This window comes from Bradyrhizobium sp. WSM4873 (genome assembly GCF_055811355.1).
The window spans coordinates 13,158-29,415 of the sequence record NZ_JBVVPS010000015.1; the positions used below are offsets into that span (position 1 = coordinate 13,158).

Annotated in this window: 10 protein-coding genes; 8 read left to right on the forward strand and 2 right to left on the reverse strand. The window is 64.6% G+C overall.

Annotation, left to right across the window (positions count from 1 at the left end; translation table 11 throughout):
* Nucleotides 1-2: 2 nt before the first annotated feature.
* From gnd to AC0L21_RS20185, 5 genes are read left to right on the forward strand one after another with little or no spacing between them, the layout of a single operon-like run.
* The gene (gnd, locus tag AC0L21_RS20165) at nt 3-1,001 is read left to right on the forward strand and encodes a phosphogluconate dehydrogenase (NAD(+)-dependent, decarboxylating) (protein WP_473263572.1); all 999 of its coding nucleotides are present in this window, start codon (nt 3-5) and stop codon (nt 999-1,001) included.
* A 54-nt stretch (nt 1,002-1,055) separates the two neighbouring features.
* A complete protein-coding gene (gene zwf, locus AC0L21_RS20170; RefSeq protein ID WP_473263573.1) occupies nt 1,056-2,567 on the forward strand; it encodes a glucose-6-phosphate dehydrogenase in 1,512 nt (503 codons plus the stop codon).
* Nucleotides 2,564-3,316, forward strand: a complete 753-nt coding sequence (gene pgl / locus AC0L21_RS20175) for a 6-phosphogluconolactonase (protein ID WP_473263574.1) — start codon at nt 2,564-2,566, stop codon at nt 3,314-3,316. The genes zwf and pgl overlap by 4 nt, the downstream gene beginning before the upstream one ends.
* Entirely contained in the window at nt 3,303-3,845 is a 543-nt protein-coding gene (locus AC0L21_RS20180) for a gluconokinase (protein WP_473263575.1), read from the forward strand. The genes pgl and AC0L21_RS20180 overlap by 14 nt, the downstream gene beginning before the upstream one ends.
* Nucleotides 3,842-4,654, forward strand: a complete 813-nt coding sequence (locus tag AC0L21_RS20185; protein ID WP_473263576.1) for an HAD family hydrolase — start codon at nt 3,842-3,844, stop codon at nt 4,652-4,654. Before AC0L21_RS20180 ends, AC0L21_RS20185 begins: the two co-directional genes overlap by 4 nt.
* A gap of 213 nt (nt 4,655-4,867) precedes the next feature.
* On the opposite strand, the gene AC0L21_RS20190 is transcribed toward AC0L21_RS20185, so the two are convergent.
* Both AC0L21_RS20190 and malQ read right to left on the reverse strand, forming a co-directional pair.
* Nucleotides 4,868-6,667 (reverse strand): glycoside hydrolase family 15 protein, encoded by a 1,800-nt coding sequence (locus AC0L21_RS20190; protein WP_473263577.1) that lies wholly within the window; start codon nt 6,665-6,667, stop codon nt 4,868-4,870.
* Between the two features lie 43 nt (nt 6,668-6,710).
* Nucleotides 6,711-8,672 carry a 4-alpha-glucanotransferase gene (gene malQ / locus AC0L21_RS20195; protein ID WP_473263578.1) on the reverse strand — a complete coding sequence of 654 codons (1,962 nt, stop codon included), beginning with the start codon at nt 8,670-8,672 and terminating at the stop codon, nt 6,711-6,713.
* 203 nt (nt 8,673-8,875) lie between these two features.
* Here malQ and AC0L21_RS20200 point away from each other — a divergent pair, with 203 nt between their 5' ends.
* Genes AC0L21_RS20200 through glgB form a run of 3 tightly spaced genes read left to right on the forward strand, consistent with a single transcriptional unit; the run spans nt 8,876 to nt 16,258 of the window.
* Nucleotides 8,876-10,822, forward strand: coding sequence for a maltotransferase domain-containing protein (locus AC0L21_RS20200; RefSeq protein WP_473263579.1), 1,947 nt, complete (start codon nt 8,876-8,878; stop codon nt 10,820-10,822).
* 11 nt (nt 10,823-10,833) lie between these two features.
* A complete protein-coding gene (gene treS / locus AC0L21_RS20205) occupies nt 10,834-14,127 on the forward strand; it encodes a maltose alpha-D-glucosyltransferase (protein WP_473263580.1) in 3,294 nt (1,097 codons plus the stop codon).
* Nucleotides 14,120-16,258: a 1,4-alpha-glucan branching protein GlgB gene (glgB, locus tag AC0L21_RS20210; RefSeq protein WP_473263581.1), complete on the forward strand. Its 2,139-nt coding sequence runs from the start codon at nt 14,120-14,122 to the stop codon at nt 16,256-16,258. The genes treS and glgB overlap by 8 nt, the downstream gene beginning before the upstream one ends.

Here is a 16,258-nt window from a genome sequence, read left to right on the forward strand (position 1 = left end):
AAATGCAACTCGGCATGATCGGCCTCGGCCGGATGGGCGGCAACATCGTTCGCCGGCTGATGCGCCACGGCCACTCGACCGTGGTCTACGACAAGGACGCCAGGGCCGTCGCGGGCCTTGCCGCAGACGGCGCCGTCGGCTCGGCGACGCTCGAAGAGTTCATTGCGAAACTGGAGCGGCCGCGCACGGCCTGGGTGATGCTGCCGGCCGGCCACATCACCGAGACCACGATCGACACGATCGCGGGCGCGATGCAGGAAGGCGACGTCATCATCGACGGCGGCAACACGTTCTGGCAGGACGACGTCCGCCGCGGCAAGGCGCTGAAGGAGCGCGGCATCCACTATGTCGACGTCGGCACCTCCGGCGGCGTCTGGGGCCTCGACCGTGGCTATTGCATGATGATCGGCGGCGAGAAACAGGTGGTCGATCGGCTCGATCCGATCTTCGCCGCGCTCGCGCCCGGCGCCGGCGACATTCCACGCACGGAGGGACGTGAGGGGCGCGATCCCCGCATCGAGCAGGGCTACATCCATGCCGGCCCGGTCGGCGCCGGGCATTTCGTCAAGATGATCCACAATGGCATCGAATACGGCTTGATGCAGGCCTATGCCGAAGGTTTTGACATCCTCAAGAACGCCAACATCGAGGCCTTGCCGGCGGATCATCGTTACGATTTCGATCTCGCCGACATCGCAGAAGTCTGGCGGCGCGGCAGCGTGATCCCGTCCTGGCTGCTCGACCTCACCTCGACGGCACTGGCCGACAGCCCGGCGTTGGCGGAATATTCCGGCTTCGTCGAGGATTCCGGCGAAGGACGCTGGACCGTCAATGCCGCGATCGACGAGGCGGTGCCGGCTGAAGTCCTGACCGCGGCGCTCTACGCGCGTTTCCGGTCCCGCAAGGAACACACCTTCGCCGAAAAAATTCTCTCCGCGATGCGTGCGGGATTCGGCGGCCACAAGGAGCCGAAACAGCCGGGCGCGTCGAAGCCGAAATAAGAAGCTGAAGTAAAAAGCCGAAGTAACAGGTAACAGAGCCAAGGCCGATCATTCGTGACAAAAGACCCGCAAGCCAAGCGCAAGCCGGAAAATTGCGCCTTCGTCATCTTTGGTGTCACCGGCGACCTCACCCATCGGCTGGTGATGCCGTCGCTCTACAATCTGGCGGCCGAGCATCTGTTACCGGAAAAGTTCTGCGTGGTCGGCGTCGCCCGCAGGAGCCAGTCGGACGACGAGCTGCGCGACGGCCTGATGAAGGGCCTGCGCCAGTTCGCAACCCGGCCCGTGGACGACGACATCGCTAAAAGGCTGCTGGAATGCGTGACCTTCGTCGAGGCCGACGCAAAGGATCCGCCCTCGTTTGATCGCCTGCGCGAGCATCTGGATTCGCTGGAATGCGCACAGGACACCGGCGGCAACCGCTTGTTCTATCTGGCGACGCCGCCCGCCGCATTCGCACCGACCGCGCGCGAGCTCGGCCGCACCGGCATGATGAAGGAGAACGGCGCCTGGCGACGGCTGGTGATCGAGAAGCCGTTCGGCACCGACCTTGCCTCGGCCAAGGCGCTGAATGCAGAGCTGCTGAAGATGATGGAGGAGCACCAGATCTACCGGATCGACCACTATCTCGGCAAGGAGACGGTGCAGAACATTCTGGTGCTGCGCTTTGCCAACGGTATGTTCGAGCCGATCTGGAATCGCAACCATATCGACCACGTCCAGATCACCGTGGCGGAGAAGCTCGGCGTCGGCCATCGCGGTGGCTTCTACGATGCCACCGGCGCGTTGCGGGACATGGTGCCGAACCATCTGTTCCAGTTGATGTCGCTGGTGGCGATGGAGCCGCCCGCCCGCTTCGACGCGCATTCCGTGCGTTCCGAAAAGGCCGAAGTGCTCAGCTCGATCCAGCAGCCGGGCCACGAGGACGCGCTGAGGAATTCGGTCCGCGCGCAATATCTCGCGGGGCGCATCGGCGACGACGAGATCATCGACTATCGCAAGACCGAGGATGTCAGGCCCGGCAGCACCACGGAGACCTTTGTCGCGCTGAAGCTGATGATCGACAATTGGCGCTGGGCCGGCGTGCCGTTCTATCTGCGGACCGGCAAGGCGCTCGGCCACAAGCGCACGGAAGTGGCCATCAAGTTCAAGCAGGCGCCGCTGTCGATGTTCTCAGGCACAGCCGTCGATCGCCTGTCGCAGAACTTTCTCACCATCGGCATCGCGCCGACCGAGACCATCGAGCTTCAGTTCAACGCCAAGATTCCGGGGCCGAGCATCACCATCGACGGCGTGGAGATGAAGTTCCGCTACGGCGACTATTTTCGGGCCGATCCCTCGACCGGCTACGAGACGCTGATCTACGACTGCATGATCGGCGACAACATCCTGTTCCAACGCGCCGACGGCATCGAAGCCGGATGGCAGGCCGTGCAGCCGTTCCTGGACGCCTGGAAGAGTGAAGGCACCAACGGCATCGAGACCTATGAGGCCGGCAGCGACGGCCCGGCCTGCGCCGACGAGTTGCTGCGGCGCGACGGCCGAAGCTGGCGGAAGTTTACGTGACGGCGACGGCCGGACAGCCGAAGCTGATCGTCGAGCCCGACGTCGATTCACTCGCGCGGGCCGCGGCCGAGCGGGTGATGGCGCGAATCGCGGCTAATCCCGGGCGCATTGCGATCTGCCTGACCGGCGGCTCCAGCCCAAAGAGGCTCTACCAGCTACTGGGCAGCGAGGCCTGGCGCGAAAAGATCCCGTGGGAGCGCGTGCACTGGTTCATCGGTGACGAGCGCTTCGTGCCCGAAAGCGATCCTCTCAACAACATGGCGGTCGCGCGCGCGACCTTTCTCGATCGCAACGCGCCCTCCGGCCATGTTCACCCGATCCCGACGACGGCTGACACCCCCGATCAGAGCGCCGAGGCCTATGCGCGCGAGCTGCAGGCTTTCTACGGCGCTGCAAGCCTGGATCCCGCACGGCCGCTGTTCGACATGGTTTTGATGGGCGCAGGTCCCGACGGCCACACCGCTTCGCTCTTCCCGGGCTACCCCGCGATCGAGGAGACCGGGCGCTGGGTGGTCGGCGTCCCCAAGGCCAATGTTGCCCCCTTCGTGCCGCGGGTCACGCTCACCCTGCCCGCGCTGGCGTCCTGCCGCGAAATGCTGTTCGAGATAGCGGGGCATGACAAGCAGCCGATCTTGACGCGCCTGCTCAATGGCGAGACTCTGCCGGCTGTACGCGCGCGCTCTAATGGCGAGACCGTCTGGCTGGTCGACCAGGCCGCGCTTCCGGAGGGAATTCGTGGCGGGCGTTGAAGCACCTTGTGCATTGATCGTGATGGGCGTGTCGGGCTCGGGCAAGAGTACGGTTGCAAAAGCGCTCGGCGAGCGCCTCGGGTGGCGATTCGAGGACGGAGATAGCTTTCATCCCGCCAGCAATGTCGAGAAGATGCGGGCTGGCCATCCCCTCACCGACGAGGACCGCTGGCCCTGGCTCAATGCCATTGCCGACGAGATCGCGCGGGTCTGCGACAACGGCGGGCAAATCATCATTGCCTGCTCGGCGCTGAAGCACACTTATCGTGACGTGCTCCTGCGCGGACGCGACGACGTCCGCTTCATATTCCTGAGGGGTACGAAGGAGCTGATCGCCGCCCGCCTCGCGCAACGCAAGGGGCACTTCATGCCGCCCGGCCTGCTGACGAGCCAGTTCGACACGCTGGAGCCGCCGGAGGCCGGCGAGCACGTGATCACCGTCTCGATCGACGAATCCGTCGAGGCAATCGTGGACGGCGTCTTGCGACAATTGAAGCTGGGCGGCGCAATACCCAAGGTTCTGCCATGACAAAAATCTCGCTCGTCGTCTCCGACGTCGACGGCACGCTGCTGACCAAGGGCAAGACGCTGACCGACCGCGCGAGGTCCGCGGTGCAGCGTTTGCACCGGGCCGGCATCGGCTTCACGATTACGTCGAGCCGCCCCGCGATCGGCATGCGGTTCCTGATCGAGCCGCTGGCGCTCTGGCTGCCGGTCGGCCCGTTCAACGGCTCCTCGATCGTCGACCCCGAGATGAATCCGGTCGAGCAGCATCTCATCCCGGCCAGCGCGGCCGAGCGAAGCTTGCAAATTCTCCGGGACTTCGGCGCCGATATCTGGCTGTTCACCACCGACAAATGGCTGATCGACAGGCCTGATGGCCAATACGTCGCTCACGAGCAGCACACCATCCGCTCCGATCCCACCATCGTCGCGGACTTTTCACCGTATCTCGCGAGTGCCTGCAAGATCGTCGGCGCCAGCGCCGATGCGGCGGGCCTCGAAGCCTGCGAGAAGGCGATGCAGAAGGCGCTCGGCAGCGAGGCGATGGCGGTGCGCTCGCAGACCTACTACCTCGACATCACCCCGCCCGGCTTCGACAAGGGCACCTTCGTGCAAGCCATGGCCAAGCGTCTCGGCATTTCAACGGACGCAGTGGCCACCATCGGCGACATGCAGAACGACCTCGCGATGTTCCGCGTCAGCGGCGTCTCGATCGCGATGGGCAATGCGGCCGACAACGTCAAGGACCAGGCCACCCACGTTACCGCGACAAACGAGCAGGACGGTTTTGCCGAGGCGATGGAGATGATCTTGAAGCGGAACGGGAGTGGGTGAGGCCCGACGGGACAAGACTCGACTGGCGCCGCAATGGAAGTGCGTTCCCTCCCCCCTTGTGGGGGAGGGTTAGGGAGAGGGGTAGCCCAAGAAAAGGTGCCGTTGTTGGTGAAGCACCAGGGGCGGGGGCGCTACCGATAAAATCCCCGTGTGACACCCCCCTCCCTGCCCTCCCCCACAAGGGGGGAGGGAACGGAGAGAGCGCCGCCAACCTCACTTCGACCGCTGCATCGCCGGCTTCTGGCTGCCCTGCCTTGCCGCCGACAGATTATGCGCCGTGTTGACCAGCGCGATATGGGTCAGCGCCTGCGGGAAATTGCCGGTCTGACGCCTGGCGCCTGAATCATATTCCTCGGCCAGCAGCCCGACGTCATTCGCGATACCGACCACGCGATCGAACAAGATCTGCGCCTTGTCGAGATCGCCTGACAGCACATGGGCATCGGCCAGCCACAGGCTGCAGGCGAGGAAGGCGCCTTCGAGCGGCGGCTGCCCCGCAGGCACCTCGCGGGGATCGTGCCGCAGCACGAAGCCGTCGCGGAGCATGTGGTTTTCGACCGCCGCGATGGTGCCGCGAATGCGCGGATCCGACGCTTCCAGGAAGCCGACGGCCGGCAGCAGCAGCACGCTGGCATCGAGCAGCTTCGAGCCGTAGGACTCGACGAAGGCGTTTTCGCTCGCGTCGAAGCCCCGGTTGCAGACGTCGCGATGAATGGCGTCGCGCAAGGTGCGCCAGTGCAGGAGCGGGGCCTTGAAGCCGAAGGTCTCGGCGCTCTTGATGCCGCGATCGAAGGCGACCCAGGTCATCACCTTGGAGAAGACATAGTGCTTCGGCTCTCCGCGTCGCTCCCAGATGCCGTGATCGGGCTGGTCCCAGGCTTCGGCGAGATGCTTGAGCACGGCGCATTCCAGCGCCCAGCTCTCGTCGTCGAGCTTGAGCTTGGCCATCCGCGACTGGTGGAAGGCGTCGATCAGTTCGCCGTAGACGTCGAGCTGGAGCTGCGCATGCGCGGCATTGCCGACGCGCACCGGCTGTGCGCCTTCGTAGCCGTCGAGCCAGGTCGCCTCCCATTCCAGCAGCCGCCGCTGGCCCCAGATGCCGTACATGATCTGCATGTTCGCCGGCGAGCCTGCAGCCGCACGCAACAGCCAACTGTGCCAAGCGGAGGCTTCCTCGGTGTAACCCGAGTTCATCAGCGCCAGCAGCGTGAAGGTGGCATCGCGCAGCCAGCAGAAGCGGTAGTCCCAATTCCTGGCGCCGCCGAGCTTCTCCGGCAACGAGGTGGTCGGCGCCGCGACGATGCCGCCGGTCGGACCGAACGTCAGCGCCTTGAGTGTGATCAGCGAGCGCACGATCAGGTCGCGATAGTCGCCATCGCGATTACAGTGGCTGCACCAGTCCTGCCAGAATTTTTCCGTCTCCTGAAGCGCGAGCTCCGGATCGATCGGCGCGGGCGGCTCGAGATGCGAGGGACCGTAGGTCAACACGAACGGCACGGTCTCGCCGGCCTTGACCTCGAAATCAGAAACCGTGGTCAGATCCTCGCCGCGGGTCTTCGCCGGCGTCCGCAGCACGGTCATGTCCTGCCCCGCGACCGCCAGCAGGGAATGGTCGATCCGCCGCACCCACGGGATGTCGACGCCGAAGCCGAAGCGGATGACGAGCTCCATCCGCATCTTCACCGTGCCGCTGACACCGCGGACCAGCCGCACGATATCGGAGGCCTTGCCGCGCGGCGGCATGAAGTCGATCAGCGCGACGGTGCCGCTGTCAGTCTCAAAGCGCGTTTCGAGGATGAGGGTGTCGCCGAGATAGCGGCGCGACGTCGCGGTGACGTCCTCGCCCGGCGCGATCAGCCAGCGGCCGTTCTTGTGCGTGCCGAGGAGCGCTGCAAAGCAGGCGTCGGAATCGAAGGCCGGCCAGCACAGCCAGTCGATCGAGCCGTTGCGGCCGACCAGCGCCGCGGTCTCGCAGTCGCCGATCAGCGCGTAGTCCTCAATCCTCTGAGACAATGTGGTACGAGCCTTGAAAACGGCACCCTCGAAGCCCCGGCGATCAACGCCCGCCGGGCAACGAGCGTTCCCGCGTCGCGGCCTTCAAAGCCGCGAGATCGACTTTCGAGGCAATCTTGTCGAGCGTCACAGGCAGGCGCTGGCGCCAGTTCGGATGCTCGTCGATCGTACCGGGAATGTTGGGCTGGTCGATCACGCCGAGCAGATCCTCCAGCGACACCGCAAGCAGCCGCGACGGCGTGCGCGACAGGAAGGCGAGCACCGAATAGACATCATTGGCACGGATGCCGTTGGCACGCAGGATCTCGTCGAGCAGGCCGAGCGCATCCCAGCGGGCCTGATCGTTCTCGCCGGGATCGAGCCCGAGCGAGCGCTTCATCTTGAGATCGCTGAAGGAGCGCCAGCCGGCATAGGTCGACAAATCATGGGTGTTCAGCGTCACCAGCGCGTTGGGCCGGTAGTGATCGACGGGCCGGAAGTGACCGGCATCGTCGCGCTCGAACATCATGACGAGGTAGGACCAGATGCCGAAATCCTGCATGGTCTCGCGAAAACCTTCCGGCACCGTGCCGAGGTCCTCGCCGATCACGATGCACTTATGGGCGGCGCTCTCGCGCGCCACGGTCGCCAGCAGCGCCTCGAACGGCATCTGCACATAGGCGCCGTTGTCGGGCTTGAAGCCGCGCGGCACCAGATACAGCCGCTTCAGGCCCAACACGTGGTCGAGACGGATGGCCCCGGAATGGCGCATCGAAGCCGCAAGCATATCGGCAAACGGCACGAAGGATTGCGCCTCCAGGCCGCCGGCGTTGAAACCCGCAAGCCCCCAATCCTGGCCGATGGTGTTGAGCACGTCCGGCGGCGCGCCGACGGCGAGATGGCGGGAAATCGCCCCCTGCTCGTTCCAGGCGTCGAAGCCGTTCGACTGCACGCCGACAGCCACGTCGAGATAGAGCCCGACCCGCATGCCGAGCTGGCCGGCCAGCTCCTTGGCGGCATGTAATTGGCTATCAGCCGTCCATTGCACGAATTCGACGAACTCGACCTCGTGCTGGTCGGGCCCGCCGCGAAGCTCGGCGCATTTCGCCTCGTCCGGCTGCTGCCATTCCATGGGCCATTCCCACCACGGCGCCGCGAAGCGATGACGGAGCACCTCGAAGCAGGCAAAACGGGACAACAGCGGCGCGCGAGCCGCGCGGAAGGCGTCGAACTGGTTGCGGCGGACGCCGCTCGCGGTTTTCACGAAGCTGTCGAAGGCGGCGCGCAGGCCGAGCCATTTCAAGGCCGCCATGTCCGGATAGGGCACGCGATCGCCGTCGCGGAGCCGCGCGGCGGTCGCGGCCACGTCGGGGACGAGGTCTGCGGAAAATTCCGGGATCGCCTCGACGTCGATATAGAGCGGATTGAGAAACAGCCGGCTGTTCGGCGAATAAGGGCTGCAATCGGCCGGATGGTCGTCGAACAACACATGCAGGGGATTGAGCCCGACGCCGTCGGCCCCCAACTGCTTGGCGAGCCGGACGAGACCGGCGAGATCGGTGAAATCGCCGATGCCCCAATTGCGGTCCGACCGGACGCTGTAGAGCTGCACGGCAAGCAGCCAGCCGCGGTCGAAATCGCCGCCGAAAGCCCGCTCCGGCGCCACGATCATCGGCACCTCTTCCGTCACGCCTTCGGCATCGGTCAGCGTCAGGCGGTGATAGCCGAGCGGCAGGCCCGCGGGCCAGGCAATCACGGGCTCGCGCGTCTCACCTTGCGCGATCAAATTGCCGTTGCCGGTCATCTTCCATTTGAGCGGCGGCGCACCGATCGCCACCAATTCGGTGCGCGGCTGTCCCAAGGCGCGGACCACCACGGGCCCGCTGACAAAGCGGTAAACCCGCTTCTCCGGCAGGGCGTCGAGGATAGATTTGAGGGCCACGGGATCGGTGACCCGCAGCTTTCCGAGGGCATCGACGAATTCAGATTGAACGCCCTTGATCCGGGCTTGAGCTAAAAGATCCATTCGGCACGCAGCTTGCAGGCCATTTTTTGGCCGGGGGCATCGATTTTAACGAGGTCGCGGAAGAGGTTAGTCAGGTCAACTCGCAAGCCGCGCCTGCCGTTCCCCAGGGAACCAATGACACACAAGCGGCTTTCTATAGTGGTATCAAGCGTAGGTTCCCGGCAAGGGAAACGGGCTCCTGCTTTCTTGTCAATGGCATCACCGTGAACAAGACAATTCAAACTGTCGAGAGTGCCGCAGCCGGCAGCACTTTCCTCATCGAGGACGTCTATCCCCTGATCGACGGCGGGCGCTTCCCCGTGAAGCGGATCGCGCGCGAACCGGTCGAGGTCTGGGCCGACATCTACCGGGACGGCGACGCCGTGATCGGCGCAACGCTGATCTGGCGACAGGAGCAGGACCGCGAATGGCAGAGCGAGCCGATGATCCCTCACGGCAATGACCGCTGGTCCGGCGCGTTCACACCCGTCGAGCCCGGCAAATATGTCTATGCGATCGAAGCCTGGACCGACGAGTTCGCGACGTGGTCGCACGCGGTCGCGCGCAAGCAGCGCTCCGGTGCCGACGTCACTCTCGATGCGATCGAGGGCGCGGGCCTCCTGACCAAGGCGCATGGCGCGCAGCAGGACGCCGCCGCTGTCATCGTGAGACAATGCGAGGACTATCTTCAGACCGGCGATGTTGCCCCGCTGCTGGCAACCGAGCTCGGCGCAGCCATGGCCGAGAGCCAGTCGCGGCCTGATCTCACGCGCTCGGCGCTATTCCCGCTGTTCGTCGACCGCGACAAGGCGCGCTTCGGCGCCTGGTATCAGATGATGCCGCGCAGCCAGAGCGTGGTGCCAGGACAGCACGGCACGCTCCGCGACTGCATCGCGCGCGTGCCCGACATCGCCGCGATGGGCTTTGACGTGCTCTACTTCACGCCGATCCATCCCATTGGCCGCACCCGACGCAAGGGCCGCAACAACGCGCCGGTGGCGGGCGACGGCGATCCCGGCTCGCCTTATGCGATCGGCGCCATCGAGGGCGGGCACGATGCGCTGCACCCCGAACTCGGCACGATCGAGGATTTTCGCGCGCTGGTCGCGACCTGCCTGGAATACGGCCTCGAGCTCGCGCTCGACTTCGCCGTGCAATGCTCGCCGGACCACCCGTGGCTGACGCAGCATCCGGAATGGTTCAAATGGCGCCCGGATCGCTCGGTGCGGACGGCTGACGGGCCCTATTCCGATATCGTCATCCCCGATTTCACGTCCGTCGACCGGGCTGGACTGTGGAACGCGTTTCGCGACGCCATGCTGTTCTGGATCGACCACGGCGTCACCATCTTTGCAATCGACAATCACGACACCGCGCCGCTCGCCTTCTGGGAGTGGCTGATCCGTGACATCCGCCGCCGGCATCCCGAGGTGATCCTGTTCTCCAAGACGTTCGCGCGCCCGAAGCTGATGAAAGGCCTCGCCAAGCTCGGCTTTGCACAATCGTTCAGCTATTTCCCCTGGCGAACGGCGAAGTGGGAGCTGGAGCAATATCTCGGCGAGCTGACGCGCTATCCCGAACGTGACTTCTATCGGCCGAACCTCTTCGTGAATACGCCCGATCTTTTGCCCTATCATCTCCAGGGCGGCGAAACCTGGGCGTTCAAATCGCGCGGCGCGCTGGCGGCGACGCTGTCCGGTAATTACGGCATCTACAGCGGGTTCGAGTTGCTGGAGCACGACGCGATCCCCGGCCGCGAGGAGTATCTCGACTCCGAGAAATACCAGATCAAGCAGCGCGACTGGAACAAGCCCGGCAACATCAAGACCTACATCACGGAGCTCAATCGCATCCGCAACGAGAATGCTGCGCTTCAGCAGACGGCGAACCTGCGCTTCCTCGGCATCGAAGACGGCGAGACGATCGCTTTCGTCAAGGAGGCGATCGACCCGACCAACATCGTCGTGGCCGTGGTTGCGCTCTCGCGCCACGTGCGCGAATTCTGGTTGCCGCTCGGCGACGTCACGGTTGACGCCGGCGGGCAGCGACACCATGTGTCGGCACTCGAAAACCTCCTCACCGGCGAACAGGCCCGCATCGAATGGGGCGGGATCAGATTGCGTATCGATCCCGAGCGCGATCCGGCGCTGCTGTTCCGCTGCCTGGCGTAAAGGCGCACGCCATGAACGTATTGTCTTCCGTCGACACCAAGAAAGCCGAGGCTGCCGAGATCGTGGATGAACTCTGGTACAAGGACGCCATCATCTATCAGCTCCACGTCAAGGCGTTTGCCGATAGCAATCAGGACGGCATCGGCGATTTCGCAGGGCTGACAGAGAAGCTGCCTTATCTCCAGGAGCTCGGCGTCACCGCGCTGTGGCTGCTGCCGTTCTATCCTTCGCCCGGCCGTGACGACGGCTACGACATCGCCGATTACGGCGCGGTCAATCCCGATTTCGGAACGATGAAGGATTTCAAGCGCTTCATCCAGGAAGCGCAGAAGCGGGGCTTGCGCGTCATCACCGAGCTCGTCGTCAACCACACCTCGGACCAGCACAATTGGTTCAAGCGCGCGCGCCGCAGCCCTCCGGGCTCGAGCGCCCGCAACTGGTATGTCTGGAGCGACACCGACCAGAAATACCAGGGCACCCGCATCATCTTCACCGACACCGAGAAGTCGAACTGGACCTGGGATCACGAGGCCGGCGCGTTTTACTGGCACCGCTTCTTCTCGCACCAGCCGGATCTCAATTTCGACAATCCGCGGGTCGTCAGCGCCCTGATCCAGGTGATGAAGCGCTGGCTGGACGCCGGCGTCGACGGCTTCCGCCTGGATGCCATTCCCTATCTCTGCGAACGCGAGGGCACCTCGAACGAGAACCTCCCGGAGACGCATGCCATCATCAAGCGGCTGCGCCACGAGCTGGATTCCTACTCCAAGGGCAAGCTGCTGCTGGCCGAGGCCAATCAATGGCCGGAGGACGTGCAGGAATATTTCGGCCGCGGCGACGAGTGCCACATGGCCTACCACTTCCCGCTGATGCCGCGCATCTACATGGCGATCGCGCAGGAGGACCGTTTCCCGATCACCGACATCCTGCGCCAGACGCCGGACATTCCTGCGAGCTGCCAATGGGCGCTGTTCCTGCGCAACCATGACGAACTGACGCTGGAGATGGTGACCGATGTCGAGCGCGATTATCTGTGGACCACCTACGCCAACGACCCGCGCGCTCGCATCAATGTCGGCATCCGCCGGCGCCTCGCGCCGCTGATGGACAATGACCGGCGCAAGATCGAGCTGATGAACTCGCTGCTGCTGTCCTTCCCGGGAACGCCGATCATCTATTACGGCGACGAGATCGGGATGGGCGACAACATCTATCTCGGCGATCGCAACGGCGTGCGCACGCCGATGCAGTGGAGCCCGGACCGCAACGGCGGCTTCTCGCGCTGCGACCCGGCCCGCCTCTATGCGCCGCTGATCATGGATCCCGTCTACGGCTACGAATCGGTGAACGTGGAGGCGCAGTCGCGCAGCCTGTCGTCGCTGCTCAGCGCAACCAAGCGCCTGATCTCGGTGCGCAAATCGACGCTCGCCTTCGGCCGCGGCACCATGACCTTCATCCGCCCGGCCAACCGCGCCGTGCTGGCCTATGTCCGGCAGTACCGCGACGAGGTGATCCTCTGCGTCGCCAATCTGTCGCGCGCGGCCCAGGCGACCGAGCTCGATCTGTCGCCCTGGAAGGACCGCATCCCGCAGGAGATGCTCGGCCGCACGCGTTTTCCGGCGATCGGCGAACTGCCCTACATGGTCACGCTGGGGCCCTATGGCTTCTACTGGTTCCAGCTCACCGAGCGCGACAAGTCCGAGCCGGTGACGCCGCGCGCGGTGCCGGAATTCGAGACGCTGGTGGTGCCGGTGAACTCGACCTGGGTGTCGCTGGCGCGCGAGCGCGGCGTGTTCGAGCACGAGGTGCTGCCGGGATTCCTGTCGCGCACGCGCTGGTATCCGGAGCACAATCCCAAGCAGATCAAGCCGACGCTGACCTCGGCGGTGCCGTTCTGCGACATCGGCGACAACAGGCCCTGGATCGCGTTCTTCGAGGCGGCGCAGGGCGACGTCACCACGCGCTACGTGCTGCCGATGCAGATCGAATGGGTGCGCTTCGACCGCGAACGCTTCAATCCCAGGGCGCTCGCCGCCGTGCGCCAGGGTGCCCGCGAAGGCACGCTGCTGGATGTGGCAACCGAGCAGATCTTCATTGGCCTGTTCCTGCGCAACCTGTCGCAGAACCTGGTGGTGGAAGAAAACAATCTGCGGCTGGAGTTCAAGGCGACCAGCCGGTTTGCCGAGTACACCATCAAGGAGCCCGAACGCATCCGCGCGATCGAGCAGTCGAACAGCACGGCGCTGGTCGACAACCAGTATGTCGCCAAGATCTATCGCCAGCTCGAAACCGGCATCAATCCCGAGATCGAGATCGGCTCCTACCTCACCGAAATCGCCCGCTTTGCCAATACGCCGGCACTGCTCGGCAGCGTCGAGCTGGTCGAAGACGACCGCCGCAGCGCAGTCGGCGTGCTGCACGCCTATGTCGAGAACCAGGGCGACGGCTGGGGCGTCACCGCGGGCTATCTCGACCGCTATATCGACGAGCAGCGGGTGCTGCCACCGGGCGAGATGCCCCGCGAGACCCAGGAGCAAGCGCCTTATCTGCACTTCATCGCGCAGATCGGCCGGCGGCTCGCCGAGCTGCATGTGGCTCTGGCCGCCGCAAAGCCAGGCGATCTCGCGCCGGAGCCGATTGGCTCCGCACAAATCAAGCGCTGGTCATCCGAGCTCAAGGCACGGGCCGAGCGGGTTTTCGAGCGGCTGGCCGCCGGCACCGACGGCCTGCGGGAGGTGGACCGACCGCTGATCAATCAGCTCGTCGCGGAGCGCGCGTCCCTGTCGGGCCGGCTCAACGCGCTATTACCTTCCGAGCCCGGCGGGTTGAACATCCGTCATCATGGCGACTTCCGCCTCGGGCAAACTCTGATCGTGAAGGACGATATCTTCATCATCGACTTCGACGGAGATCCGCATTTACCGCTGGCCGGCAAGCGGCGCAAGCTGCCTGCGTCGCGCGACGTTGCTGGCCTGATCCGCTCGATTGATCTTTCGGTTAACGCGGCGCTCCACCGCGCGCTCACGGGTGCCTCCGACGAACAGGGCCGTCTCACGGCTGCGCTCGACGAATGGCGCGAGCGCACCACCGCCACGTTCCTCACCGCCTACCGCGAAGCCATGACCGATCGGCGGCTGTGGCCGGAAGATCCGCAATCCGCGGCAGGCCTGTTAAGGTTTTTCCTGCTTGATCAAGCGTTCGAGGAAGTAGAGTACGAGCTGTCCCACCGGCCTGAGGGGCTCCATGCGCCGCTGTCCGGACTGCTTCGCATTCTGTCCAGTATCGAGAGCGAAGCCCATGCCTAAACTCCCTGCCGAGGCCTATGCGATCATCGAGGGTCGCCACTCCGATCCCTTCCACTATCTCGGGCTGCATCCCGAGGGTGACAAGAGCGTGGTGCGCGCATTTCTTCCCGATGCCTCGAACGTCGAAGCGGTGGGCGAGCACGGCGAGGTGGCGAAGCTCGATCGTGTCCATGATGCCGGCCTGTTCATCGGCGCTCTGCCGAACGGCGCGAAGCACTACCAGCTCCGCGCGAAATTCGGCGACAGCGTCATCGAATTCGAGGACACCTATCGCTTTCCGCCGATCCTGACCGATTTCGATCTCTATCTGCTCGGCGAAGGCACCCACCAGCGCCTTTACGACAAGCTCGGCGCGCATCCGATGCGGCTCGAAGGTATCGATGGCATCGGCTTCGTGGTGCTGGCGCCCAACGCCCGACGTGTCTCCGTGGTCGGCGACTTCAACTTCTGGGACGGACGGCGCCATCCGATGCGGGTGCGCGGCGCGGGTTATTGGGAATTGTTCATCCCGCACGCCAAGGCCGGCGACCACTACAAGTTCGAAATCATCGGACCGCATGGCCATCTGCTTCCGCTGAAGTCCGATCCGACGGCCTTTGCAAGCGAGGTGCGGCCGAAGACCGCTTCCATCGTGTTCGACGAAGCGCATCTGCCCCGGCCGCGACCGGCGCCCGACGGCATCAACGCGTTGTCCGCGCCGATGTCGATCTACGAGGTCCATCTCGGCTCATGGCGGCGCAAGAACGGCAATGAATGGCTGACCTATCGCGAGCTGGCCGAGCAGCTGCCGGCCTACGCCCGCGACATGGGCTTCACCCATCTCGAATTCCTCCCGGTGAGCGAGCATCCTTTCGACGGTTCGTGGGGCTATCAGCCGACCGGGCTGTATGCGCCGACCAGCCGCTTCGGCACGCCGGAGGACTTTGCCGCGCTGGTCGACGCCTGCCACCGCGAGGGCGTGGGCGTGCTGCTCGACTGGGTGCCCGGCCACTTCCCGGACGATCCGCACGGGCTCGGCAGCTTCGACGGCACGGCGCTGTACGAGCACGCCAATCCGCTCCAGGGCCGCCATCTCGATTGGGGCACGCTGATCTACAATTACGGCCGCACCGAAGTGACGAACTTCCTGGTCTCGAACGCGCTGTTCTGGCTCGAGCGCTACGCAATCGACGGACTGCGCGTCGACGCCGTCGCGTCCATGCTCTACCTCGACTACAGCCGTCCGCCCGGCGCCTGGATTCCGAACCAGCATGGCGGCCGGGAGAACATCGAGGCAATCGCGTTCCTGCGCCGCTTCAACACCGAGCTGTTCGCGCGTTTCCCGCAAGCGACCACGGCCGCCGAAGAGTCCACCGCCTGGCCGCAGGTCTCGCGTCCGGTCGAATTCGGCGGGCTCGGCTTCGGCTACAAGTGGAACATGGGCTGGATGCACGACACGCTGAACTACATCAGCAAGGACCCGATCCACCGCAAGCATCATCACGGCGACATCCTGTTCGGCCTGCACTACGCCTTCTCGGAGAACTTCGTCCTGCCGCTGTCGCATGACGAGGTCGTGCACGGCAAGCGCTCGATCCTCGGGCGCATGCCCGGCGACGAATGGCAGCGCTTCGCGAATTTGCGCGCCTATTACAGCTTCATGTTCGGCCATCCGGGCAAGAAGCTGCTGTTCATGGGCGCCGAGATCGCGCAAAGCCGCGAATGGAATCACGACCAGTCACTCGACTGGCACTTGCTCGAATACAAGCCCCATTCAGGCATCCAGGCGCTGATCCGTGATCTCAACCGGCTCTATCGCGCGGTACCCGCGCTGCACCAGATGGACTGCGAGCAGGCCGGGTTCGAATGGCTGATCACCGACGACGCCAACCGCAACGTGTTCGCATGGCTGCGCAAGGGATTTGACGAGCACGCGCGGTGCATGGTGATCGTCAACTTCTCACCCAACGTCTATCGCAACTACCGCGTTCGCGCGCCCCTCAGTGGCAAGTGGAAGGAAGTCTTCAACTCCGACTCCGCCCATTACGGCGGCAGCAATGTCGGCAACATCGGCGAAGTCCACGCCATCAATGGCGAGCTCCGCCTCACCATTCCGCCGCTCGCTGCGATCTTCCTCGTTCCGGAAAGCTGA